This is a genomic window from Gammaproteobacteria bacterium (assembly GCA_022340215.1).
Classification (GTDB): domain Bacteria; phylum Pseudomonadota; class Gammaproteobacteria; order JAJDOJ01; family JAJDOJ01; genus JAJDOJ01.
Map to the genome: position 1 here is coordinate 1 of JAJDOJ010000114.1, position 21,192 is coordinate 21,192.

Annotated in this window: 18 protein-coding genes; 11 read left to right on the plus strand and 7 right to left on the minus strand. The window is 61.9% G+C overall.

Annotated features, from left to right (window positions below; translation table 11 throughout):
• Nucleotides 1–350: 350 nt before the first annotated feature.
• Complete coding sequence (locus tag LJE91_08125; GenBank protein MCG6868682.1) at nt 351–1,181, minus strand: hypothetical protein; 831 nt, start codon at nt 1,179–1,181, stop codon at nt 351–353.
• A gap of 223 nt (nt 1,182–1,404) precedes the next feature.
• On the opposite strand from LJE91_08125, the gene LJE91_08130 reads away from it, so the two are divergent.
• The 3 genes from LJE91_08130 (at nt 1,405) to LJE91_08140 (ending at nt 4,087) form a co-directional block, all read left to right on the plus strand.
• The gene (locus LJE91_08130; GenBank protein ID MCG6868683.1) at nt 1,405–2,388 is read left to right on the plus strand and encodes a MerR family transcriptional regulator; all 984 of its coding nucleotides are present in this window, start codon (nt 1,405–1,407) and stop codon (nt 2,386–2,388) included.
• A 64-nt stretch (nt 2,389–2,452) separates the two neighbouring features.
• A complete protein-coding gene (locus LJE91_08135; GenBank protein ID MCG6868684.1) occupies nt 2,453–2,830 on the plus strand; it encodes a CbiX/SirB N-terminal domain-containing protein in 378 nt (125 codons plus the stop codon).
• A 48-nt stretch (nt 2,831–2,878) separates the two neighbouring features.
• Entirely contained in the window at nt 2,879–4,087 is a 1,209-nt protein-coding gene (locus tag LJE91_08140; protein MCG6868685.1) for a class I SAM-dependent methyltransferase, read from the plus strand.
• A gap of 234 nt (nt 4,088–4,321) precedes the next feature.
• On the opposite strand, the gene LJE91_08145 is transcribed toward LJE91_08140, so the two are convergent.
• Nucleotides 4,322–5,788: an amidohydrolase gene (locus tag LJE91_08145; GenBank protein ID MCG6868686.1), complete on the minus strand. Its 1,467-nt coding sequence runs from the start codon at nt 5,786–5,788 to the stop codon at nt 4,322–4,324.
• Between the two features lie 186 nt (nt 5,789–5,974).
• On the opposite strand from LJE91_08145, the gene LJE91_08150 reads away from it, so the two are divergent.
• The 3 genes from LJE91_08150 (at nt 5,975) to LJE91_08160 (ending at nt 7,784) form a co-directional block, all read left to right on the plus strand.
• Complete coding sequence (locus tag LJE91_08150; protein MCG6868687.1) at nt 5,975–6,883, plus strand: hypothetical protein; 909 nt, start codon at nt 5,975–5,977, stop codon at nt 6,881–6,883.
• 177 nt (nt 6,884–7,060) lie between these two features.
• Nucleotides 7,061–7,219, plus strand: a complete 159-nt coding sequence (locus LJE91_08155; GenBank protein ID MCG6868688.1) for a hypothetical protein — start codon at nt 7,061–7,063, stop codon at nt 7,217–7,219.
• Between the two features lie 151 nt (nt 7,220–7,370).
• Nucleotides 7,371–7,784 carry a hypothetical protein gene (locus tag LJE91_08160; GenBank protein MCG6868689.1) on the plus strand — a complete coding sequence of 138 codons (414 nt, stop codon included), beginning with the start codon at nt 7,371–7,373 and terminating at the stop codon, nt 7,782–7,784.
• Between the two features lie 226 nt (nt 7,785–8,010).
• Here the strand turns inward: LJE91_08160 and LJE91_08165 are convergent, their stop codons facing one another.
• The 4 genes from LJE91_08165 to glgP all read right to left on the minus strand — a co-directional run bounded on the left by LJE91_08165 (nt 8,011) and on the right by glgP (nt 11,829).
• Entirely contained in the window at nt 8,011–8,487 is a 477-nt protein-coding gene (locus LJE91_08165) for a hypothetical protein (protein ID MCG6868690.1), read from the minus strand.
• 1,036 nt (nt 8,488–9,523) lie between these two features.
• A complete protein-coding gene (locus tag LJE91_08170; GenBank protein ID MCG6868691.1) occupies nt 9,524–9,919 on the minus strand; it encodes a cupin domain-containing protein in 396 nt (131 codons plus the stop codon).
• A 75-nt stretch (nt 9,920–9,994) separates the two neighbouring features.
• Nucleotides 9,995–10,294 (minus strand): isoamylase early set domain-containing protein, encoded by a 300-nt coding sequence (locus LJE91_08175; protein ID MCG6868692.1) that lies wholly within the window; start codon nt 10,292–10,294, stop codon nt 9,995–9,997.
• Nucleotides 10,295–10,734: 440 nt separating this feature from the next.
• Nucleotides 10,735–11,829, minus strand: coding sequence for an alpha-glucan family phosphorylase (glgP, locus tag LJE91_08180; GenBank protein ID MCG6868693.1), 1,095 nt, complete (start codon nt 11,827–11,829; stop codon nt 10,735–10,737).
• A gap of 561 nt (nt 11,830–12,390) precedes the next feature.
• On the opposite strand from glgP, the gene cax reads away from it, so the two are divergent.
• On the plus strand, nt 12,391–13,503 hold the full coding sequence (gene cax / locus LJE91_08185; protein ID MCG6868694.1) for a calcium/proton exchanger: 1,113 nt from the start codon (nt 12,391–12,393) through the stop codon (nt 13,501–13,503).
• A gap of 376 nt (nt 13,504–13,879) precedes the next feature.
• Nucleotides 13,880–14,524, plus strand: coding sequence for a hypothetical protein (locus tag LJE91_08190; protein MCG6868695.1), 645 nt, complete (start codon nt 13,880–13,882; stop codon nt 14,522–14,524).
• 196 nt (nt 14,525–14,720) lie between these two features.
• Here LJE91_08190 and LJE91_08195 read toward each other — a convergent pair whose 3' ends face one another.
• Nucleotides 14,721–16,487 carry an SLC13 family permease gene (locus tag LJE91_08195; GenBank protein MCG6868696.1) on the minus strand — a complete coding sequence of 589 codons (1,767 nt, stop codon included), beginning with the start codon at nt 16,485–16,487 and terminating at the stop codon, nt 14,721–14,723.
• A gap of 202 nt (nt 16,488–16,689) precedes the next feature.
• Here LJE91_08195 and LJE91_08200 point away from each other — a divergent pair, with 202 nt between their 5' ends.
• The 3 genes from LJE91_08200 to LJE91_08210 all read left to right on the plus strand — a co-directional run bounded on the left by LJE91_08200 (nt 16,690) and on the right by LJE91_08210 (nt 21,013).
• Nucleotides 16,690–17,589: a sulfotransferase gene (locus tag LJE91_08200; protein MCG6868697.1), complete on the plus strand. Its 900-nt coding sequence runs from the start codon at nt 16,690–16,692 to the stop codon at nt 17,587–17,589.
• A 110-nt stretch (nt 17,590–17,699) separates the two neighbouring features.
• Nucleotides 17,700–19,667, plus strand: coding sequence for a CRTAC1 family protein (locus LJE91_08205; GenBank protein MCG6868698.1), 1,968 nt, complete (start codon nt 17,700–17,702; stop codon nt 19,665–19,667).
• Complete coding sequence (locus LJE91_08210; GenBank protein MCG6868699.1) at nt 19,664–21,013, plus strand: beta-glucosidase; 1,350 nt, start codon at nt 19,664–19,666, stop codon at nt 21,011–21,013. Before LJE91_08205 ends, LJE91_08210 begins: the two co-directional genes overlap by 4 nt.
• The last annotated feature ends 179 nt before the right edge of the window (nt 21,014–21,192 follow it).

The window sequence follows — 21,192 nt, forward strand, 5'->3', positions numbered from 1 at the left end:
TTATTCAAGGATCGGCAGAATTGTGAATCTACCTGGAAAGGCACGAGACAAGACCTGACCCTGTTTACGCAGAAAAGGCACGGGTGTGGGAGCCGTTACTTGCATCGTAAGGGTCTGATGCAAGCAGTCCGCCGGGGTCCAGGAGCGGGACATGCAGGCAAGGGTCGTCCAGGAACCTGGGAGACCTCGACCTCGACATCCAGATCTTCTTCGATGACGTCGATTGGGGCCATCTGCGGCACTTTCTGGACCAACGGGTACGTGACGGAGCGATCCGAGGCGTGATTGGGAAATGGTTGAACGCTGGGGTCAAGGATCGCAGCAGGCGCGCGTAGCCATGGACCGATCCGCTACAGCTTGATGTCGAAGACCAGTCCGAGAAAAGGCGCCGGATCGTAGTCCGACTGAGCGATCAGGTCACCTTTCTCGTCCTCCAGCCTGAGCGAGCCCCCGAATGTCATGCCGCCGAGGGCGCTTATTCGCAACCTGTGGATAGCGTTGTAGCTGGCGCTGAGGTACACCGGGAATCCCTTTTCCTCACCGACGCCGTCGGGTGACGGTCCGTTGTCGTTCAGGCGGAATCGAAAGGAATCGTAGCGCGCGCCGACTGCGAGCGACCAGGCTTGCGAAGGGTCCCACCCCAGTTCAAGGCCGGGGCCGCGGGTCGCGGCAAGTCCGCGTCCGGTGCGCAGTGTCAGGGATGATGTGATCTTCCAGTCGACCAGAAGGATCGGAAAGGCGCTGATGCCTTCCTCGATGTCGGTCAGCAAACCAAGTCCCGGGCCGATGCTAAGCGTCTCCGATATCTTGTAAGAGGCGCCGCCGAGGATCCCGCCGGACAATCCCTCGCCGAGGTTGGCGCCGCTCTCTGCGGTGGCCCGCAGGGTAGGCAGTGCAAAAAGCGCCCATTTTTCCCCGACAGGCCAGCGGATGGGCGCGCTCAATCGCAGCGTGTTGACGTTGCTCCAGGGGTCGAGCCCACTGAATCCGCTGTCGCCGGCAAACGTGTAGTTGTCGTATCCGTAACCGATGGACAACCCGGCAAAGCGCCCGGGACCCATGAGCCGGTTGGCTCCCGCCTGGATGTAGAAACGGTCCGCCGAGTATGCGCCCCCCTCGTCGAGGTCGCTGTCGAACTGATGCACGGCACCCCCGCGGATGGAGTAGGCCCAGGGAGACATTGACTCACCGTCCGCGCTTCCAGCCGGAGGTCTCTGCGCCTCGATCGCATTTGAAGCCAGGCCCAGTATTCCAGCGGCGAAAAGGCGTGTGCCCCTTCGATATAAAGTTCTTCCCTTCATGCCATGAGTGCCGATTGCTACACCTGTCAGTGTATGAGTGGTCGAATTGGACTGGACCGATAATCTATACATAAAAATTGTACAAGTCAAAAAAATATGTACAATGTGGCGTATGGTCGATGCAGCGCAATCTGAAATCGAATTCTTTCCAATCCGCGTGTTGTCCGAGCGGACCGGCGTCGGCGCGTCGACACTGCGCGCCTGGGAGCGACGCTACGGGTTGCTGAAACCGCGCCGCACGCCGAAGGGGCATCGTCTTTACACTCAAGAGGACGTCCGCCTCGTCGAAGCGGTGCTTGAACTGCTCGGGGACGGTCACGCCATCAGCGATGTAGCCAGGCGAGTGGGGCGCGAGCGGCTGAGTGGAGCCACGGAACGGCATGACATCGGACCCTCACTTCCGGATGGGCGAGGCGGACAGTGGCGTGTATATCTCACCGACTTGCTCAGGGCTGTCGAGGCGTTCAGTCCGCGCCGCCTGGATGCGATTTACAACGAGGCTTCCTCGCTGTACCCGCTCGATCTGGTCTCTCGAAACCTGATCGAACCCGCGCTTGAAGTGCTTGGGGAGCGTTGGAATGCCCGTACCACCGGCATCGCGGAGGAGCACTTCTTCAGCGCCTGGTTGCGCAACAAGCTCGGGGCAAGACTGCACCACGCGTCGGCTCGGACGCGGGGCCCCCGGCTGGTCGTCGCGTGCGTTCCGGGTCACCGCCATGAGATGGGTGTGCTTCTGTTCATGCTCGCGGCGCTCGGGCGGGGTTTCCGCGTGATCTATCTGGGTATCGACATGCCGCTGGAATCGCTGCCCGAGGTGGTCGAAAGGTGCGGCGCGAGCGGCGTGGTCCTGGCGGGGGGGCGGGAACCGGACCGGGAAGCGACGATTTCCGCGCTGGCGAAGCTGGCGAACCGTCTGTCGTGCCCGCTTTTCGTCGGTGGCTCGCTTTCGCTCGACTACGAGCGGGCCTTGAATCGCGACGGGGCGATACCCATCGGCGAGCAGTTCGCACTGGCGCTGCACCTGGTCGAAACCAGGGTGCCGCCTGACCGGCCGACAGGTCGGCCGGCGTCGTGGACAACGGATTGATTCAATCCCGTCAACTGATGATCAACGATTCGCGGGAGACCTTTCCCGGAGGTATAAACTCGACATGAAAGCGCTTCTACTGATTGCCCACGGCAGCCGCCGTGCCTCGTCCAACGAGGAAGTCGTTCGGCTCGCGGAGCACGTGAGCAGCCTCGATGGTGACAATTTCGACATCGTCGAACCCGCCTTCCTGGAAATTGCCGAACCAGACATCGTTGCGGGTGTCGCGCGCTGCGTCGAACAAGGCGCAACGCGGGTGACGGTCATTCCGTATTTCCTGTCGGCAGGCCGTCATGTCGTCGAGGATATTCCCGATGCGCTGAACCGGGCCAGGGAGCGGTTCCCGGACGTTCTCATCGAGTCCGGACCGCACCTGGGGGCTGCGGACGCCATGCCCGGGATGGTGCTGGCGGCGGCCCTCGGCATCGATATGCGCGGGTAGGACCACGAGTTTCCAACGACATCGACGAAGCAAGGCAGGAGGTAGTTGATGATCACGACGAAGCCGGCAAGCGCGGAATTCTTTGTCAGTTGGCGCAGTTCGGATGCCGCACATCGAGACTGGCGATTCTTTCCCAAACTCGATCCCTGGCGTGATTCAATGCCCGGCGATCTCAAGGAACGCCTGCGGGACAGCGATGGTGACCTCGTTGTCGTCGAGCTCGGGGCCGAGGAAGGGGTTCCGGACGGCGTGTCGCCACGGCGACGCGGTTTGCCCCGAACACCGGTGGTAAATGCCTTTCATCGCCGCCATCTTCACGGACCGTACGACGGCCGCTTCTACCCGCGGGGTGTGCTGTCCCAGATCAGTGGCGCTGGCGCCCTGTTCAGTCAGGACAGGCATCCGTTTCGCGTGCTGAGGCTCGAGCCCGATCGGGTAGAGGTCGACCTGGGGCATCCGCTCGGTGGGACACCGCTTACCGTCGGCGGGCGTGTCAGCGAGCAACGCGACAGCAAGGAGGAACGTGGCGGAAGTTGCAACGACGTCCTTGCCGACCTGGTTGAAAGCGGACCGGGCATGCAATGTCCGCCGGTGGGTGGTCGCGTGGACTTCGAACAGGCGGATGCCTTCGCGCGCGAGGATGCCGCGCCCGACGACGCGTTCTACGATCGGCCGCGCATGGTTCAGCATATCGACGGCAGGGCGCGTGCATGCATCAACCAGGCGTACCGTAAGGCCATTGAGCCGGGTGACCGCGTACTCGATCTGATGAGCAGCTGGGTGTCGCACCTGGACGGCACTGCGCCGCAGATCCGGGTCACGGGTCTGGGCATGAACGAGGAGGAGCTCAAGGCCAATGCTCGCCTGGAAGACTCCCTGGTCCAGGATCTCAACCGTGAACCGCGCCTGCCCTGGAGCGACGGCGAGTTCGACGTCGCTGTATGCACTGTCTCGGTCGAGTACCTGACGCGACCCCATGAGGTCTTCGCCGAGGTGGCGCGGGTGCTGCGCCCGGGGGGACGTTTCGTCGTGACGTTCTCCGATCGCTGGTTCCCGCCGAAGGTGATCCGCCTCTGGACCCTGCTACACCCCTTCGAGCGCATGGGGCTGGTGCTGGATTACTTTCGCCGCAGCGGCCAATTTGGAGAGCTCGAAACCGAATCGTGGACCGGCTGGCCGCGTCCGGAAGACGACAAGTACTATCGCGTGATGCTCAATTCGGACCCCGTATTCGTGGTCCGTGGCGCGCGAATCTGAATCCCGCGCCGGAATACCTTTCTCCTAAACAGGTTCGATCGTGTTTCGGGAAGGCGTACAGTCGGCATGTGGCCCGCATTCACAAGTGCTGCAGATTGATATCGTTGTTCCTGGGCAAGCTGCGTGTGTCCGATCACCAATTCGCACGATCATTGAAACTGCCACGCCGAGTCGAGCACCATAGTCCTCGTCGCAGCGATGTGTCGGACCTGGGTGCTGGTAGGCGATGGCCTCTCAACCCGGTCTGCCGCCGCTTCGACCGGTCAGCCGGAGAAACTGTCTGCGTGTCCTGGGCCCGAAGGTCTGGAAGCTGGGGTTGGGCGCTTCCCTGTACCGCTCCCTGAGCCGATCGAACCCGCCGGTCCTTGACACCTGGCGTACCGGCGGCATCTCCACACCGTAGACCCTGGCTGCGTTGAGGCCGAAGATGTTCTGCCGCGCGTTCGACGTCAGGGCCGGATACCCGTACCGGTCCTGCCATTCCGCCGAGATCTGAAACGCCCTGAATGCCTGGATCTGGTCCTGCGGGCTGCCGTACCAGAGTGAGTCGGTTCCCCAGCAGGTCCGTTCTTCTCCGAAGTACTTGAGCAGCTTTCCGATCAGGTGCGCGGCCTCGTCGGGCTTGCTCATGTGGTAGCGCCAGGTGCTGCCGAGTTCTGCGTAGAGGTTGCCCTCGTTGGGCCTGAATCCGTTTTCCTGATGGGCCCGGATCAGGCGGTCCACGCCTTTATCCTCGTCGGGGGCGTAGGGACCCTCCGGGACTCCGGGTTCCCAGCCGGCGTGGTAACAGATGAAGGTGACGTCCGGAAAGCGTCGCGCCACCCGGGCGATGTCCGCCGGGTGCGAGTAACGGTAGTCGAGGTTTCCGAGTGGGATGCCGCGGTGGGCGCAGACGACCTTGACGTCGAGTTCGCGTGCCTTTTCGATCATAGGAATGCCGAACTCGGGATCGTCCATGAAGTATCCTGTGCCCTGTGGTCCCCATTGCGGGTAGGTCTTCCATGCGGCCACCCCGAATTCCCGCGCCTGGATTTCCATTCGGTCGAGCGCGCCCGGTTCGTTGGGGAGTACCCCGCCGTGCAGCAACGCCCGTTTTCCATCCCCCAGGGTATCGACGATGGCCCGAGCCTCGGCGGCATACTCGATCGGTGTCGGATTGCTGTCCCGGGCGCCCCACAGCGCGGAGACCACGGCCACATCCGTGTCGCTGTCGAGGAATACCTCTTTTACCAGTTGTTCCGCGGAGTAGCAGTCGAATCCGCCGGCGGTGCATTTCCTGCGCTGCGAGAAAACCTGGTTGAGGACGCGCTCCCATTGCTTGCCTTCGGACCCTTCCCGCCACTCGCCGGATGGGTCGACGCAGTGCGTCTGGATATCGAAGATGAACTCCTCACCCCCGACGACCGTATCGGCCATGGCGGAGTCCCAGGCGGCCTCGTGCGGGATGTCGAAAAGACCTCCACCGAAGCCCGACTTCGCGTACACCTCGTTGAAGGCGAGCAGCGTCGTGGCGGCACCGGCGCTGGTTTTCAGAAACGTCCGTCTGGAGACGCCCAGCCGTCTCGCCGCGTTTCCCGCGCATTCCCGCGCGTGATCGTTAGCGGCGATCTCCGCCCCGGTCAGGGACCTCGGGCAGTACTCGCCGTTGGATGCGGTATCGACCTTGATCGGAAGTCGTCGGCCTTCGGGATCGAATTCCATGGAATGCCTCCGCTAAACGTGAAATCGTCGGGATGGATCGGGCATCAATGGTGCCCCTTACCGATTCTATCGACAATCCACGACCTTGACCGTTCGCTTCGGGCCATCGTCCGGCACCGAGAGTAGAATGCGGTGACGGGGAACGGCGGGTCGTTCCTATTTTCCAAACTACACCGAGGCAACAGAATGGATGAATCGAAAATTGCATGGTGTCTAGGGTTCTTTCTGCTGGCGATCGTGCCTGGTTCACTGCCTGCCGAGACCCAGATGCCGGTCAGGACGGTTCAGGGGAACGAGCGTATCGACTCTCCCTGGGTCGGGGTTTCCTTTCAGGTGCCCGAGGGATTCGCGGGAGGATACGATGCAGACGCCGGCGCGGTAATTCTTAAGAATGCCCGGCAGGAGACCATGATCGCCATGTACGGGGCCTCCGAGGGCGATCTCGATACCATCGGCGAACTTGCGGTGGAGGCGGTCAGCGAACTGGGGATCAACCTGTTACCCAGGTCCGTGAACCGGCCCGATCCGGCGACACTCGATGCCACATTCGCCGCGTGGGTCGACAACCAGCCGCGTAGTGTCATCGGGACGGTTCGCCAGGGTGGTTACGGTGCTGTCGTTGCGATCCTGGCGCTTGGCGGGCCCGGGCAGGAAGGTACGCTCAAGACCACGGTGGACGGCATCGGCAACAGCCTGCAATGGACTCAGCCGCAGGTGCAGGGCTGGCGCGAGAAACTGGCGGACAAGGTGCTGTATCGCTCCGGCGGCGACTCGGCAGGACGTACGGGGTCAGACGGCGGATACAGTTTTGCCTCCAGTACGAATACCCAGATCGATTTGTGCAGCAATGGGCAGTACGGCCTTCAGTCCGAGTCCGAGTCGTTTTTTTCCACACCGGGGACCTCCATGCCCAGCACCAGCCGTACCGTTCACTACGGTCAATGGTGGCTGGTGGCCGACCTTGGCGGGGCGGCATACCTGTACCTGGAAACCGGGGAGGGACAGTATTACCTGTGGCCCGTATCGGAAACCGCCGAAGGGGCCAACGTCAACGGGCTGGAATACGGTGTGTCGAATAGCCAACGCTGCCGCTGAACAACCGGATAAGCCGGACGTTGCGATGGGAGCAAGGAGTGCGGAGACAGGGACACAAGCAGCCTGCCGGGTGAACGAGTGGGCACAGTGCAATGCATAGGACTCAATGACGGTGTCCGTTTTCGGTTGCGGCGCGCTTTCCGTAACGGCGGAATTGCAGATCGGACCTGAATACTAATGAGCACGAAGACAAGGACTCTCATCGCAATTGCGGTTCTGGGACTCATCGATGCCGTGGCGCTCGGGCTTCCGATCATGGCGTTGATTCTCGTGTATATCGTGCTCGAGCGTCCACCGTGGTTCCTGAGACTCGTTCGGGAGATCTACCGTCAATAGGAGGTGCAGTGAAGCCAAGGGGGCTTGGGACCAGATATCGGTTCACGTCGTTGCTGTCCATAGCGGGGGCAAAGACGGCCGTCACGGCCGTAATCGACTGCGTCGACGTCTGCCTCGCTCGGCCACCATGGGCAAGAAGAAAAGCGGGGCAGTGAGACAATCCTCGAAGTGGGACAGCGACATGGGCACCATCATTCTGACCCTTCCGGAGGGAATCATCGCCGACACTCCGGTCGAGGGCAAATTTCTCCAGGTTCATTGGTGCGGGACGGACTACCTGCTGTTCGCCGCTGCAACCGAGCATCGCTACCACAATCAACTGCTCGCGTGGTTTCTAGCGGGGCATGACATTCGACATGACTGGGCTGACGATCAGACCCTGGTTGTTGACCACCCGGAGCTGCTCGTGACGGGCGGAGGCCGCTTTGTTCTCGATCCGAACCGAAGGTCCTTGCGCGTCTGGGACGAATCCAGTGTCTACGGTCGTTTCGAAGCTTCGAGGCTGGCAGCGCAAGTCAACGCCGCGGGGGCGCCATGGGGCGAGTTCACACTCGAGTTCATTTGATTGTTTGTCGCGAACCGAGTCGACTTGATTCCGGAATCCTGAAATCGACATAGGCCGGTGGAATGCGTCGCTGAACACATGAGATCGTTTACTGCCCAAGTTCCGTGTTCGACGTTGCTTCGGTGGGAGTCGCGAAAGGAAAGGCCCCGGCAAGCGGGGCCCAATACAGTCAACTTTTTATGTCGGATTATAGTCGAATTTTAGGTGATTATGGGCGCGTCGATTGTCAGCGTGGACCGTACTCGCCCCCCGGGGCACCGTACCCAGGTTGGCCGCCGTATTCCGGCTGACCGCCGTAACCGGGGCCACCGCCGTAACCGGGGCCGCCGCCGTAACCGCCGTATCCCGGCTGACCGCCGTAACCGGGGCCGCCGCCGTACCCGCCGTAACCGGGGCCACCGCCGTACCCGCCGTAACCGGGGCCACCGCCGTACCCGCCGTAACCGGGGCCGCCGCCGTACCCGCCGTAACCGGGGCCGCCGCCGTACCCGCCGTAACCGGGGCCACCGCCGTACCCGCCGTAACCGGGGCCACCGCCATACCCGCGGTCGCCATAGTCGCCGCCTCTGTTGCCGCCGAACATATTGCTGGGATTCATCCACTTCGAGGGGTTCATCATGTTCCCCATGTCGAATGCCGAAGCGGCCTGAGGTCCGGCAACGCCAATCGCCGCAACCAGCGCGCTGGCTGCCAATGTTTTCATGCTTACCATGTATCTTGCTCCTGGAATGGTGCAGGGAAAGTCACTCGCCGACTGTGTTGCCGGGACTTGGAAACACGAACAGCGATATCGGCGTCAGCCCTTTTCTTGACCAAAATTGATGTCACAAAGACAGTATGCGCCAGCTTCCCAACAAACGCCATGACTCTGGATTGCGTGGGTGGCGTTGTTGCGTATTGTCAATTCGTCGTACTTGGGAACCGGAGTCCGATCCCGTCATGCTCGCTACGATCACCTAAGTCCGACAGGCTCCTAGACGTAATCGTCCCAGGAGCCGCGCCCGAGACACTCGGCCGCGAACCCCACAGCGTCTAGAACGACGGATGTTCGCCCCATTCGATTATTCCTCAAGGTACGTCGGGACAGCGAGGCAACAAAGGCATTCTCCCCCTTCCTTGTGGACCGTACTATGATTCGCGCCGGACGCATCGCGCATCTCCGCGATGCACGGGAATGCGTATCGGCGGAATCCGTAATTATCAGTTGGACAGAGCACTAGGGGAAAAACACGGAAAGGTCCTCATGGGTCCCCACGGCGGGTCCGGAATGACGCATCTGCTGCTCGGCTCCGTGGCGCAGAACGTCCTTCGATACGTGTAGATTCCAGTGGCGCTGGTCAGGTAGGCACTCTACTTGGGAGTGCCGCGCCTCGGTGCGAACCTCCGATACCACGGGTTGAACAATCCATGCCTTTGGATCGATACTCAGAATACCGGGGCTCGCTCCGGAAACCGGACAACGTGTGAGGTTCTCCATGCAGTGGCTGGTTCCATTGGCGATGGGTGTGTGGGCTGTGGTGACCTGGGCCCACGGTCAGGAAAGGGAACGCGAAGAACGCCGATGATATCCTGGGACGCCAAAGGTTGGCCGAGGCCCAGAGCCAGATCGTGGACCTGCTGAGGTATCTGGAGGAGCGCGAGGGATACACCCTGTTTGAGGGTAAGCGGGAAAGTGCGTGGATACTAAAAAGTTGCCGGACCCGGTCAGCATGAGGACGCGCCGCCGCCGGGCCTGAGTGTCAATCCGACGCGTCTCGCGGTACCGCTGGATCCTCGATTTCCTCGTAGGTGTCGATCGAAAACCGCGGGGTGCAGATCGCCAGGAACACCAGGTCCCGAGAACCGGTGTTGGTGATCCGCTGGCGGCACATCGGGGGGATCAGCACGACATCGCCGGCTGCTACCTCTGCTGGGGCGAGGTCCCCGAGTTCCACGCGCCCCCGACCCTCCAGGATGACATAACGTTCCACGGTTCCCGCGAGGCGATGCCAGCGGGTCGTGACACCGGGTGCCACGCGGGCCCGTGCAATAGAGACATCGGGGTCTTCAACGCTGTTCGAAAGCGCCGCGATGTAACAACCTTCGGAGGTGTGGAATTCCCTAGCGTCGCCTGAATGCCTGATGCGTTCCTTCAATGGTGCTCCGTGGCGACTTGATCATCGGGCAGGAAACCGCGCGAACGTGTCCCGGGCGAGTTGTGGTGCCGGTGTCTAAACGACGATGACCGAGTTTTCTCCGCCGCCGACCGGGGCCTGGATGTACTTGTCGGCCTCCTTGTCGTTCTCCCAGCGCTGGCCGTCGATCAGGTACTTGAACTGGTATTCCGCGTCGCGCTGCAGATCGACGGTGACAGTGAAGGAGCCGTCCTTGCGCCGCTTCATGGGTGTGGATTCCACGTTCCAGTCATTGAAATCTCCCGTGAGCGAGACTTGTCTCGCCGGGCCGATTGAGGCCGGGAGATCGAAGGTAACCTTGCAGACGGGTTTGGTCTTGAGGTAGCGCTTTTTCATCAGATGGATCCTGTTTGGTGGGTTTTTGGTACGGGATGCTCGATGTGGGATGGCAATGGCCCTCGCAAAACCCAAGTGACCATTGCCGGATACTACAACTGCATTTTTGTCGCTGGATGACTCGATAAATGTAAAGGAGCGATTTTACATCAACACGAATCGAGTGAGTCGTGTCAAATCTTCCACGAATACGTTTTTCTCGCACGGCGGGACATGACCAGGAATCCAGTTTATTTTCCGGGCCGATGTCCAGTGACATATCAGTCGGGGCTTCCCTAGGAGCCTGTCGGCTTTAGGAACAATCTACTGCGCTGATGGGAGAACGGCCCAAAAAATCCCCGATTCCTCGTTGCGTAGGCCCACTATGCGCCTCGAAATCGTGAACTTTTTGTCTCGCTCTCCCACCATGCTCGCTACGATCGCCTAAATCCGACAGGCTCCTAGTCAGGGCGCATATCGCTTGAAACGCCGCCGGCCGCCCGGAGGTCGCAATGCCGCACGTAGTCCATGATCATACGGTTGGCGTTGAAGCGCCAGCCCAGGGCTCGAATTGAATGCTTCATGGGCGCAATCCAGTCGTGCGGGAGACCGTCGTGCCGGCGATTATAATACAGCGGGACGACCTCCTCTAGCAGCACCCTGAACAACGCCTCGGTATCGCGGCGGTCCTGCAGTTCCTGGTTGGAGTGCGTGGCCCCGTTACCAATGGCGAAACCGTTACGCCCGTCGCAGGCCTCCGCCCACCAGCCATCCAGCACAGAGAGGTTGAGACCGCCGTTGGGTACGAGCTTCTGGCCGCTGGTGCCGGAGGGCTCCAGCGGCCGGCGCGGATTGTTCAACCAGACATCGACTCCCTGCAACAGATGTCGCGCGGTGTTCATGTCGTAGTCCTCGACGAATACGATCTTACCGGCGAAGCACGGGTCCCGGTTCAGGCGGTCGATGCGCTGCAGGATGCCCTTGCCGACAGCATCCCGGGGGTGGGCCTTTCCGGCGAAAAGAAACTGCACCGGCGCGTGCGGGTTGTTGACGAGTTGATCGAGCAGTTGCAGGTCGCCGAGCAGCAGGTGGCTTCGCTTGTATTCTGCGAAGCGCCGCGCGAATCCGATGGTGAGGGTGTCCAGATTGAGCGAGCGTCTCAGATTCTCGAGCAGTTCAGGAGTTGCGCCGCGCCGCCTGTTCGGTAACGCGCCGCCGACACCCAGGAGCAGTTCCTTGCGGATTCGGGTGCGGTCGTTGCTGCCGTATAGAGGAGCGGTCAGGGCGCGGTCGTCCTCGGAGTTCTCGGCGACGTCGAAATAGTCCTCGTGCGCCCAGCCGTCCTGGTCCAGTTCGCGCCATCGTACGGGTTCGAGGTCACGGAACAAGGCGGGGCCGGCTGTGTTCCAGCTCCACCAAAGATTCCGCGCCAGGGTGCAGAGTCGTTCGAAGTCCGGTGCGATCAACTGCTCGATGTGTCGAGCCTCGCTCACGATCGGGCAAAGCGGCGCAGCCGACTCGACCAGTCGCTTTAGGCGATTGCCGGAAAATGACATACCAGATCGCGCCGGATTTTGGTTCGTCATCAAGGCGCGACAACAGGCGCATAGTCGAACTATGTCATTGCAGTGGGGGCGCGAATGATGGGCCGAAGTTGTGCGGGTTGGGAAATTTCGGCACCGCAACGGTGCTCGCCCCGGCCGGATCCCGTCGGCCGGTCAGGGGCAATAGTTGCACTGTCATAGGATTCAAAGATTAATTGACCCTGCAAGAAAGCACCAAACCCCCACCAGGAATTCGATTGACCCACTTTCGTTGCGCGCCTAGCTCTGGAACAAGAACCCGGAATTTGCCAAGAAATAGGATTCTGGCGCTGGCCAACTGGGCAAGGCGCAAGACGGTATCATCCAAGCTGCGGAGTACAAAAAGGGCACCTCGATCAGCTCGCTGAGGATCAAACTGATGATTTCGCCGCAGCACGACCGTGAGCTGGTTGTCTCGCGTCAGCTTTTCAGTAAACCAGGCTCGGGTATTTCCCACTTCCTCGTCAAGACAATCTGCGCTGTTCGGGAAGTATTGTTAGGTTTCCATTCCAAAAGGCTACCAGGAAAATCACGATGAAAATCGGCAATTGGGAACTGAATATTCTAGATTTCTTTCTCATTTTCGTCCCTATCGCATTTGTATTGCAGTTTACCCATGCGAGTGGAACGTGGATATTTATCGTCTCCGGGCTTGCCATCATCCCATTGGCGGGGCTCTTGGGGCGAGCCACGGAGCATCTTGCCGAACATGTAGGGCCGGGGATAGGTGGTTTATTGAATGCAACATTCGGCAATGCCGCCGAATTGATTATTTCCGTTTTCGCGCTTCAAGCAGGTCTTTACGGGGTGGTAAAAGCGTCCATCACCGGATCGATCATTGGAAACATACTATTGGTTCTGGGACTGAGTGTGGTGGCCGGAGGATTTCGATTCAAAACTCAGAAATTCAATGTAACCGCGGCAGGGATGAACTCGACCCTGCTGATCCTGAGTACCGCGGGGCTTGTGGTTCCCGCCGTGTTTTATTATCTACTGGCAGGCAGCGATCTGCCGGCCGAGGAAATCGCCGCCTCGGATCTGGACGTTAGCCTGGACGTTGCGATCGTACTTTTCGCGACCTATGTCCTCAGTCTGGTATTTTCCCTTCGGACGCATAAACACCTTTTTGACACTACGGATTACGAAAGTACCGAAGACGGCGCATTCGAAGCCTGGAGGGTCAAAACGGCGGTGATTGTGCTTTCCCTTTCCACTATCGGCGTCGCTTTTATGAGTGAATTGCTGGTTCATTCTGTGGAGGAAGTGACCAAAACAATAGGTATGACCGAGGTTTTTGTCGGCGTTATTGTTATCGCGATAGTCGGTAATGCTGCTGAACACAGCGCGGCGGTCATGATGGCGTTGAAGGACAAGATGGATATCAGCGTAACCATTGCGATTGGTTCCAGTAGCCAGGTGGCCCTCTTCGTAGCTCCCGTACTGGTATTCCTGAGTTTCTTTATCGGGCCGCAACCAATGGACCTGGTGTTTACACCCCTTGAGGTACTGTCAATTATCCTCGCGTCCATTCTGGTCAACTTTGTAGCGGTAGACGGAGAATTTCATTGGATGGAAGGGATACAACTCCTGGCGGTGTATTTCATCCTTGGCATTGCCTTCTATTTTCTTCCCGCCAGCATCGCTTGACTGGCCAAGGTAATACTATCTGGAGTCCATTCCCCCCCTTTGTCCCTGGAGGGTGGTTGTAAGTCGCCTTGTCCCGATGGGTAGTGCGAATCACGGGGTGGGATCAGGGTGAGGGGATTAAACAAAATCAGGTGCTTGCAGCGCTCGTATTTATCTGTCCACTCGGACTCTGGGACTTGTGCAACACTCTCACGTGAAAAGGGATTGGAAAAAAGTCGGTTTCCCCTTTGTGCAAGGCCTTACCCCCGGGACCATGAATTACCGAAGGGAGACATCAACGTTCCGCACCTGGGTAGATTGATGAGGTTGACTTGTGGAGCAACGGAAGGCATCTTGTTGCGAAATTCAATCGCAGGTATTCGGGGTGTTGGCAGGGATGCATGGACAATTGCAGGCGGTTCGCTGGGGCACGGCCCGGTTCGCGTTCATCGTCTATATCGTCTTTTCCATGGTGACGCTGGTGGGCGGCTTCCTCACGGCGCCGTTGATGACGTGGTACTTTTTCGGTGACTGGCGATTCTGGCGCCACTGGCGCGCCAGCCTCGGGCTGTTCCCCCACGCCCTGCGGTTGACGGGGATGATGCTGCGGCACGGTCGCGCCTTCATGTTCTCGGTTCCCCTGGCCAGCCCGCCGCGTTCGGTACCCGACTCTTCCATCACGGTTTCCCGCGGCGACTGGACTCACGGCAAGTCCTGCGGCGATTGCACGAATTGCTGCAAACCGGGGGGCCACGCCTGCCCGCTGCTCGACCCGTCCGAGGGGCTTTGCCGGGGCTACGACAGCTTCTACTGGCGCTACTTTAATTGCGGCCGCTTTCCGTCTTTCACCGAGGAGATACGCTATTACGACTGCCGCAAATGGGCGCTGACGACGGCGGGGGAGGCCGAAGTTACTCCGCTCGGTGAATTCCCCGTCCTCGCTCCAGCGTGTGGCATCGCGGGGCAGCAGGTTTCCTGCTCAGGAGTGAACTGCTCGTCTCGTTGCCTTTCCGGAGCGGAACTCCTGACGGAAAATTCGTAGAGCGATCGGTTACGGGGTCCTGGACCGACAGACGGCGTATGAAGCGGATGAAAAGTCTCCCTCCCGCCTTCGCCTGCACGACGCCCGGGCGATAGCCGAAACCTCGCGATGGCTGAAGACCCGCCTCGCCGTCAGGAACTGCAGTCGATGCAGCGGTTACCGCAGACTGGCCCAACAAGGGCAAGCTCGGGGTGGCTCAGGGCGTCCACACCAGTGGAACGATGGCGACCGTGATGGCGCAGACCGCCACCGTCAGGGGCAGGCCGACGCGGACGTAGTCGGTGAAGCGGTAGCCGCCGGGACCGTAGACCATCAGGTTGGTCTGGTAGCCGATCGGGGTGGCGTAACTCGCCGAGGCGGCGACCATGACCGTGATCACGAAGGGAAGGAACGCCGCCTCGATGCTCTGCGCCGTGGCAAGCGCGACGGGGAACATCAACACCGCAGCGGTGTTGTTCGTGGCCAGGGCCGTGATGACGGCGGTCACCGTGAAGATGGCCGCAAGTGCGGTCCAGACGACACCGCCGGACAGGGAAATCAGTCCGCCTGCGATCGCCGCCGCGGCACCGGTGGACTCCATCGCATTGCCGATGCCGAAGGAGGCGGCGATGACGATAAGCACGCGCCAGTCGACGCTGCGCCGGGCGGTGCGGCCGGTGGTGCAGCGTGTGATGATCATCATCCCGGCAGCCAGCAGGGCGGCTTCCAGCATGCTGAGCCAGCCCGTCGCCACGACAAGGACCATCGCCGCGAGGATGGCGATTGCGCGCAGGGCGCGGTCATGTTTTGGGGGGGAGGAGCCGGGCAGGCGGCTGACCAGGTAAAAGTCCCGGGAGTTTCGGTGTCTGACGACGAAATCCGGGTGTGCCTCCAGTAGCAGAGTGTCGCCCGGTCGCAGTACGATGTCGCCTGGTTTCTCCGCGATCCGCGCGCCATTGCGCGCCACTGCGATGACTGCCGCGTTGTAGATGGTGCGGAATCGGCCCTCGCGGATGCTTTTCCCCGCCAGGGGACAGCTGTTCGAGACCACTGCCTCGATGTGGGTGCGTTGTTCCTCGCTCGCGCGGACCTTGTTTACCTGATCGGTCGCCGGTCGCAGGCCGCGGATCTTTCTCAGGTCCACGATCGAGTCCACGATACCCGCAAACATCAGAAGATCGTTGCCGTACAGCGGTTCGCCGGGCGGTACCGCCGCAAGGACACGTCCATCGCGTTCGATGCCGACGAGAAACAGTCCCGGCAGGTGCCGTAGTCCAGCTTCCTCGACTGTCTTGCCGCACAGGGCACCCGCCACCTCCACCTCCATCTCGACCACGTAACGGCGCAGGTCGCCACTTGGGGTAATCGCGGGTTTGCGGTCGGGTAACAGCAAGGGCCCTAGGAGGATCAGGTACCCGAAGGTCAACAGCGTCACCGGTATGCCGATCCAGGCCAGTTCGAACATCCCGATGCCCGGTTCCCAACCCTGTTCGAGCAGCAGACCATTGACGACCAGGTTTGTACTGGTGCCGATCAGGGTGCAGGTGCCGCCCGCGATCGACGCGTAGCTCAGCGGGATCATCAACCGCGACACGGGCAGGCGATACTTTCGCGTCCAGTCCACCACCGCCGGGATGAACATCGCAACGACAGGTGTGTTGTTGAGGAACGCGCTCATGGCTGCGACCGGGGCCATCATCCTCGCCTGGGCCCCGGCGAGCGATCTGGGTTGCCCCAGAACAGGGCCGAGCATCCAGTCGATGGCGCCGGTCTCGCGGAGCCCCGTCACCACCACATACAGTACGCCGACGGTGACAACGCCCTCGTTGGCGAGCCCTCCGAGCGCTTCGGCGGGGGTGAGGATACCGGTCACCAGCAACAGCGTGATGCCGCCGACCAGGGTCACGTCAGCGGGACGGTTCGACGCCATGAGGCCGAAACACAAGGCGACGACGCCGATGGTGAACCACGCCTCCCAGGTCATGAGTCTTCCTTTCGCAGATGAGTGCCTCGGCAAAGCATAGAGTACATGGACCGTTTCCGCGATCATCGTAGTGCCCCGGGTCGGGTCAGCGAAGCGTTGTCCGGCGGGACTGATTTTCCGCAAGAATTGAAATCCCTCGAACGGTGCGTAGAATCTGCGGAGGTCCAACCGCACCCGGTGCCCCGATGACCGAAACATTCGAATGATCGGCGCAGTGCTCGGCAGCGAGGCCGTCAAGCGGCGCTCGGTTCCGCCCGAAGTCTATGCGTCTGCTCTGATCTCAAGGGCGCTCGATGCCATCGCAAATCGCTGGCCCGGCGCCGCGGCGCCGGATTCCGGGGTTGCTCCGGTATTCGTCCTGGCCGCCGGGTGGGGTTCGGGCTCTACACTGCTGCAGCGGCTGGTCATGTCGAGCGGCCAGGTGTTCCTGTGGGGAGAACCCTTCGACCAGTGTGCGGTGATCCAGCGCCTGACCGTTGGCCTCGTGGCCATGAGGGAGGACTGGCCGCCTGACTGGCACTTCCGGGACGAGACCGACCCGCAAAAGCTCACCACCGAGTGGATCGCCAACCTCCTGCCGCCGGTCTCGAGCTTGCACGCGGCGCACCGGCAGTTCGTCGGCGCTTGGCTCGGAGATCCCCTGCCGGACGCCTCGCTGCGCTGGGGGCTTAAGGAGGTGCGACTGACCGTCGACCACGCGCGCTACCTGAAGTGGCTGTACCCGTCGGCGAAGTTTCTGTTTCTCGTTCGCGACCCCGCGGACAGCTACCGTTCCTGCCTCGGGGTGAACTGGTACAGTTTCTGGCCGGACTACAAGGTCCGCTCTCCAGTCGCTTTCGCCCATCACTGGCGGCACCTGGCCGAAGGCTTCCTGGAAAGGCACGAGGCGGTCGGCGGGATGCTTGTTCGCTACGAGGACCTGGTTTCGGGTAACTTCGACCTCCGCACCGTGGTGGACTACCTAGAGGTCGATCGGATCGATGCGGCGCTGTTAGAGAATAAGGTTGGGGCGAGGTCGGAACGAAAGAAGGGGCTGAACCCGGTCCAGCGAGCCGTGATCCGGGGCATCACCGCACCGGTGGCCGATCGCGTGTACGTCTGACCGGCAAGGTCTTCGAAACCCAACCACAGCTTGCAGGTACCATCACGTTCGCCCAGGGGCGCCCCGATCGCCGCGTCGGCAAACGCGCCCATGCCATCCCGGGGGGGATCATGAAACGTCTCGCAATCGTGCTGGCGGCGTGCGCCGTCTTTGTCCTCGCGGTCCTCTACGTGATTGGACTCGACAGGTTTTTCGTCGGCAGCGGCGTGCCCGACTGGATGCAGCCGCTGGCCACCGTCTACACCCTCGATGACGCCGGCGTTGCCGATTTCGACGGGGACGGTCAGTTGGACATCTTCACGACGAACCATTCCTCCGGAGAGTTCGTCGCGTTCGGGGAATCCGGACTGGGGTTCTCCGGGAACCGGGTCGCGGACCTCGGACTGAACCAGGTGCGCGGTTTCCCGGGACTCGAACAAGGGCATGCCGGGGAACCCCTGCGGGACTCGGGTTTCCATCTCGGGTTCGCCGGCGGGGCCCTCGTGCTCTGGAATCGGGGGGGCGGGGTCCCGGGTCCCGTGTCGGGCAAGGTCGCCATCCCCTGGGGGGTGGTTTGCGTGGACTGTCCCAAGGGGAGCTATAGCATTCGCGAGGAAGGCGAGGGTGAGGGCCTGGTGCGGTCGCAGATCGATTTCTCGCTCGCACCGGGCGAGAGGATGATCGTCGCCACGGGACCGAATCCGACCAACGGCATTCCCGTGCGTGTGTCCCTGCCGGCGTCCCTGCCGCTCGATCAGGTGTTCGTCGGCAGGTTCCGGATCAACCCCGACCGGCATGAGCTCGATATCCTGCTGAGGGACCGTCATTCGATGGCGTGGACCGATCTCAACGCGGACGGGGTGCTGGACGTCTTCATCGGCCGAGGCGGGATGCGTGGCTATATCGCGCAGATCGCTCCGGGGACCGAGGACGAGTTGTTCCTGTCAGCGGATGGGACCTACTCCAACGAGATCGAGGCGAGCGGGATCCACAAGGCGTCCTGCCCGGGCCGCCAGGCCGCCTGGGTGGACTTCGACGTCGATGGCCTGCTCGATCTCTACGTCGTGTGCGGCAGGACCGCCGGTGTCGCCCTGGAGGATCCCAACCGTCTCTACCGCCAGACCGGAGCCGGTCGGTTCACCGAGGTCGCCGGTGACGTGGGCCTGGCGATGCCGGAACCCGGCTCGTTTCTCTGGTTCGACGTCGACGAAGACGGCGACCCCGACATGCTGTGGTACGCAAAGGGCGGACCCGCGCTCTACCTCAACGAGGATGGCACCTTTCGGGCTCTGCCGGTGAAAGGGGCGGGCGAAGGCCCATTCGCGAATCTGGCGAAACTGTCGATGGCGGACTTCGATGCGGACGGGGATCTCGATGTCTTCATCGCCTCCGGCAAGCAACAGAACCTCCTGATCCGCAACGACGCGGGTACGCTGAAGGCAATGGACCCGCGGGAGATCGGGTTGCCGGCGGCCTCGTTCACCGCCGACTGGGTGGACTACGACAACGACGGCCGCACGGACCTGCACAGCCTGCCGGGCGGCATGTACCGGCAGACCGATGCGGGCCGATTCGAGAGGACCGGGCGGTTCGATCTGCCCGGGCAGTTCCATCTCTCCGGGGCGAGGAGTACCTGGGCGGACCTCGACGGCGACGGGTCGCGTGACCTGCTGGTGGCGCTGAAGCGAAATCTCAAGCCCGCGTTGACCGCGAAGCTGTTCGGGAAGCAGGAGGAGGACGAGGGGGAATGGACCCTCTATGCGGTGCGGAACGAACCGGACGGCAACCACTGGCTGCAGCTTGACCTCGCCGGTGACGGCGGAAACCCGCAGGCCATCGGGGCGCGGGTCGAGGTGGAGGCCGGAGGCCGCAAGCAGGTCAATCCGGTCGGACACGCCGAGGGCTCGTTTTTCTCCCAGGGACACTACCGGGTATACTTCGGGCTCGGTCCCGAGGAGACGGTCGAGGCCGTGAGGGTCCATTGGCCCGATGGCCGGATGCAGGTGATGGAGAACGTGGCGCCAGACCGGCGTCTCGTGATCGTTAGGGACACGGAACCGGCTGAAGGCGATGCCGCCGACCCGGAGTTGCCGCAATGAGCGATCCGCGCTTCCCCCTGGAGTTCGTCTGGGGAGCCGCAACCTCGTCCTACCAGATCGAGGGTTCTCCGCTTGCCGACGGGGCCGGCGAAAGCATCTGGCACCGATTCTCCCATACGCCCGGCCGGGTCGCGAACGACGAGACCGGGGACGTCGCCTGCGACCACTATCGCAGGATGAACGACGACGTGGCCCTGATGGCCACGCTCGGTCTCCGCGCCTACCGTTTCAGTGTCGCCTGGGGGCGTGTCATTCCCGAAGGCACCGGTGCGGTCAATCGCGCGGGCCTCGGATTCTACGATCGACTCGTGGACCGCCTGCTCGAGCACGGGATCGAACCCTTCCTGACCCTGTATCACTGGGACCTGCCCGCCGCCCTGGACGACCGGGGCGGGTGGTTGAACGGGGACATCGCCGGCTGGTTCGCAGACTATGCCGAGGTCATGTTCCGCGCCCTGGACGACCGTGTGCGCCACTGGATCACCCTGAACGAACCCTGGGTCGTTGTCGATGCCGGTTACCTCAACGGGGTGCACGCCCCGGGCCACGCGGACCTTGGTGAGGCCGCCGTCGCCGCCCATAACCTGCTGCGCGCCCACGGCGATACCGTCGCCCTTTACCGCGAAATGGGGCGCCACCGGATCGGTATCGCTGTGAACCTGGAGCCGAAGTATCCAGCGAGCGATTCGATTGCCGATCGCGAAGCCGCATCGCGTGCCCATGTCTACATGAACCGCCAGTTTCTCGACCCGCTGTTTCGTGGGCGCTACCCCAGGGCGCTGGCGCGGATCTACGGGGGCGCCTGGCGCGAGCCCGCCGGCGAAGACATGGAGCGGATCTCCCGGCCGGTGGATTTCCTCGGGGTGAACTACTACACGCGATCGGTGGTACGAGCCTCGGGTAAACCCCCCTTTTTCGGCGCTGCGGTCCCGCAGGCCGATGCACCCCACACCGAGATGGCCTGGGAGGTGTATCCGCGGGGACTGAAAGATACCCTAAGCTGGCTGGCCGATCGCTACGATGTCCCGCCGATCTATGTGACCGAGAATGGCGCGGCGTGCCCGGATATCGTGGTCACCGGCGGCCGCGTGGATGACGCCGACCGGATCGCATATCTGAAAGATCACTTGAAGGCCTTGCTTGACGCCAGGTCGCGCGGAGTGGATGCACGGGGCTACTTTGTCTGGTCCCTGTTCGACAATTTCGAGTGGAGCTTCGGTTACGCGAAGCGATTCGGCATTGTTCGGGTGGACTTCTCCGACGCTGCGCGCAAGCGTACGCCGAAGGCCAGCGCGACTTTCTACTCCCGGGTCATCGACAGCCGGGGAGGCAGCCTGTTCGATTGACGGCCGAGCGAGGCGGACACCGGCCAAGGCAACGACCCATGCCGTCGCAGCCACGGGTCTCGGGGATCCCTGCTATGCTTAGCGCTTGATCCCGCGCGATAACGGCTCGCGCGATTCCCGCCAATCCGATCCCGATGCAACCGCGCCCTGCCAGCCGCGAGAACACGCACGGCGAGCGC

Coding starts and splice junctions, on each gene's coding strand:
- LJE91_08135 (MCG6868684.1), top strand. CDS start 2,453: ATGAAAGCGCTTCTACTGATTGCCCACGGCAGCCGCCGTGCCTCGTCC.
- cax (MCG6868694.1), top strand. CDS start 12,391: ATGAAAATCGGCAATTGGGAACTGAATATTCTAGATTTCTTTCTCATT.
- glgP (MCG6868693.1), bottom strand. CDS start 11,829: ATGTCATTTTCCGGCAATCGCCTAAAGCGACTGGTCGAGTCGGCTGCG.
- LJE91_08210 (MCG6868699.1), top strand. CDS start 19,664: ATGAGCGATCCGCGCTTCCCCCTGGAGTTCGTCTGGGGAGCCGCAACC.
- LJE91_08130 (MCG6868683.1), top strand. CDS start 1,405: ATGTGGCGTATGGTCGATGCAGCGCAATCTGAAATCGAATTCTTTCCA.
- LJE91_08205 (MCG6868698.1), top strand. CDS start 17,700: ATGAAACGTCTCGCAATCGTGCTGGCGGCGTGCGCCGTCTTTGTCCTC.
- LJE91_08165 (MCG6868690.1), bottom strand. CDS start 8,487: ATGAAAACATTGGCAGCCAGCGCGCTGGTTGCGGCGATTGGCGTTGCC.
- LJE91_08145 (MCG6868686.1), bottom strand. CDS start 5,788: ATGGAATTCGATCCCGAAGGCCGACGACTTCCGATCAAGGTCGATACC.
- LJE91_08140 (MCG6868685.1), top strand. CDS start 2,879: ATGATCACGACGAAGCCGGCAAGCGCGGAATTCTTTGTCAGTTGGCGC.
- LJE91_08155 (MCG6868688.1), top strand. CDS start 7,061: ATGAGCACGAAGACAAGGACTCTCATCGCAATTGCGGTTCTGGGACTC.
- LJE91_08150 (MCG6868687.1), top strand. CDS start 5,975: ATGGATGAATCGAAAATTGCATGGTGTCTAGGGTTCTTTCTGCTGGCG.
- LJE91_08125 (MCG6868682.1), bottom strand. CDS start 1,181: ATGTCTCCCTGGGCCTACTCCATCCGCGGGGGTGCCGTGCATCAGTTC.
- LJE91_08200 (MCG6868697.1), top strand. CDS start 16,690: ATGATCGGCGCAGTGCTCGGCAGCGAGGCCGTCAAGCGGCGCTCGGTT.
- LJE91_08175 (MCG6868692.1), bottom strand. CDS start 10,294: ATGAAAAAGCGCTACCTCAAGACCAAACCCGTCTGCAAGGTTACCTTC.
- LJE91_08190 (MCG6868695.1), top strand. CDS start 13,880: ATGCATGGACAATTGCAGGCGGTTCGCTGGGGCACGGCCCGGTTCGCG.
- LJE91_08195 (MCG6868696.1), bottom strand. CDS start 16,487: ATGACCTGGGAGGCGTGGTTCACCATCGGCGTCGTCGCCTTGTGTTTC.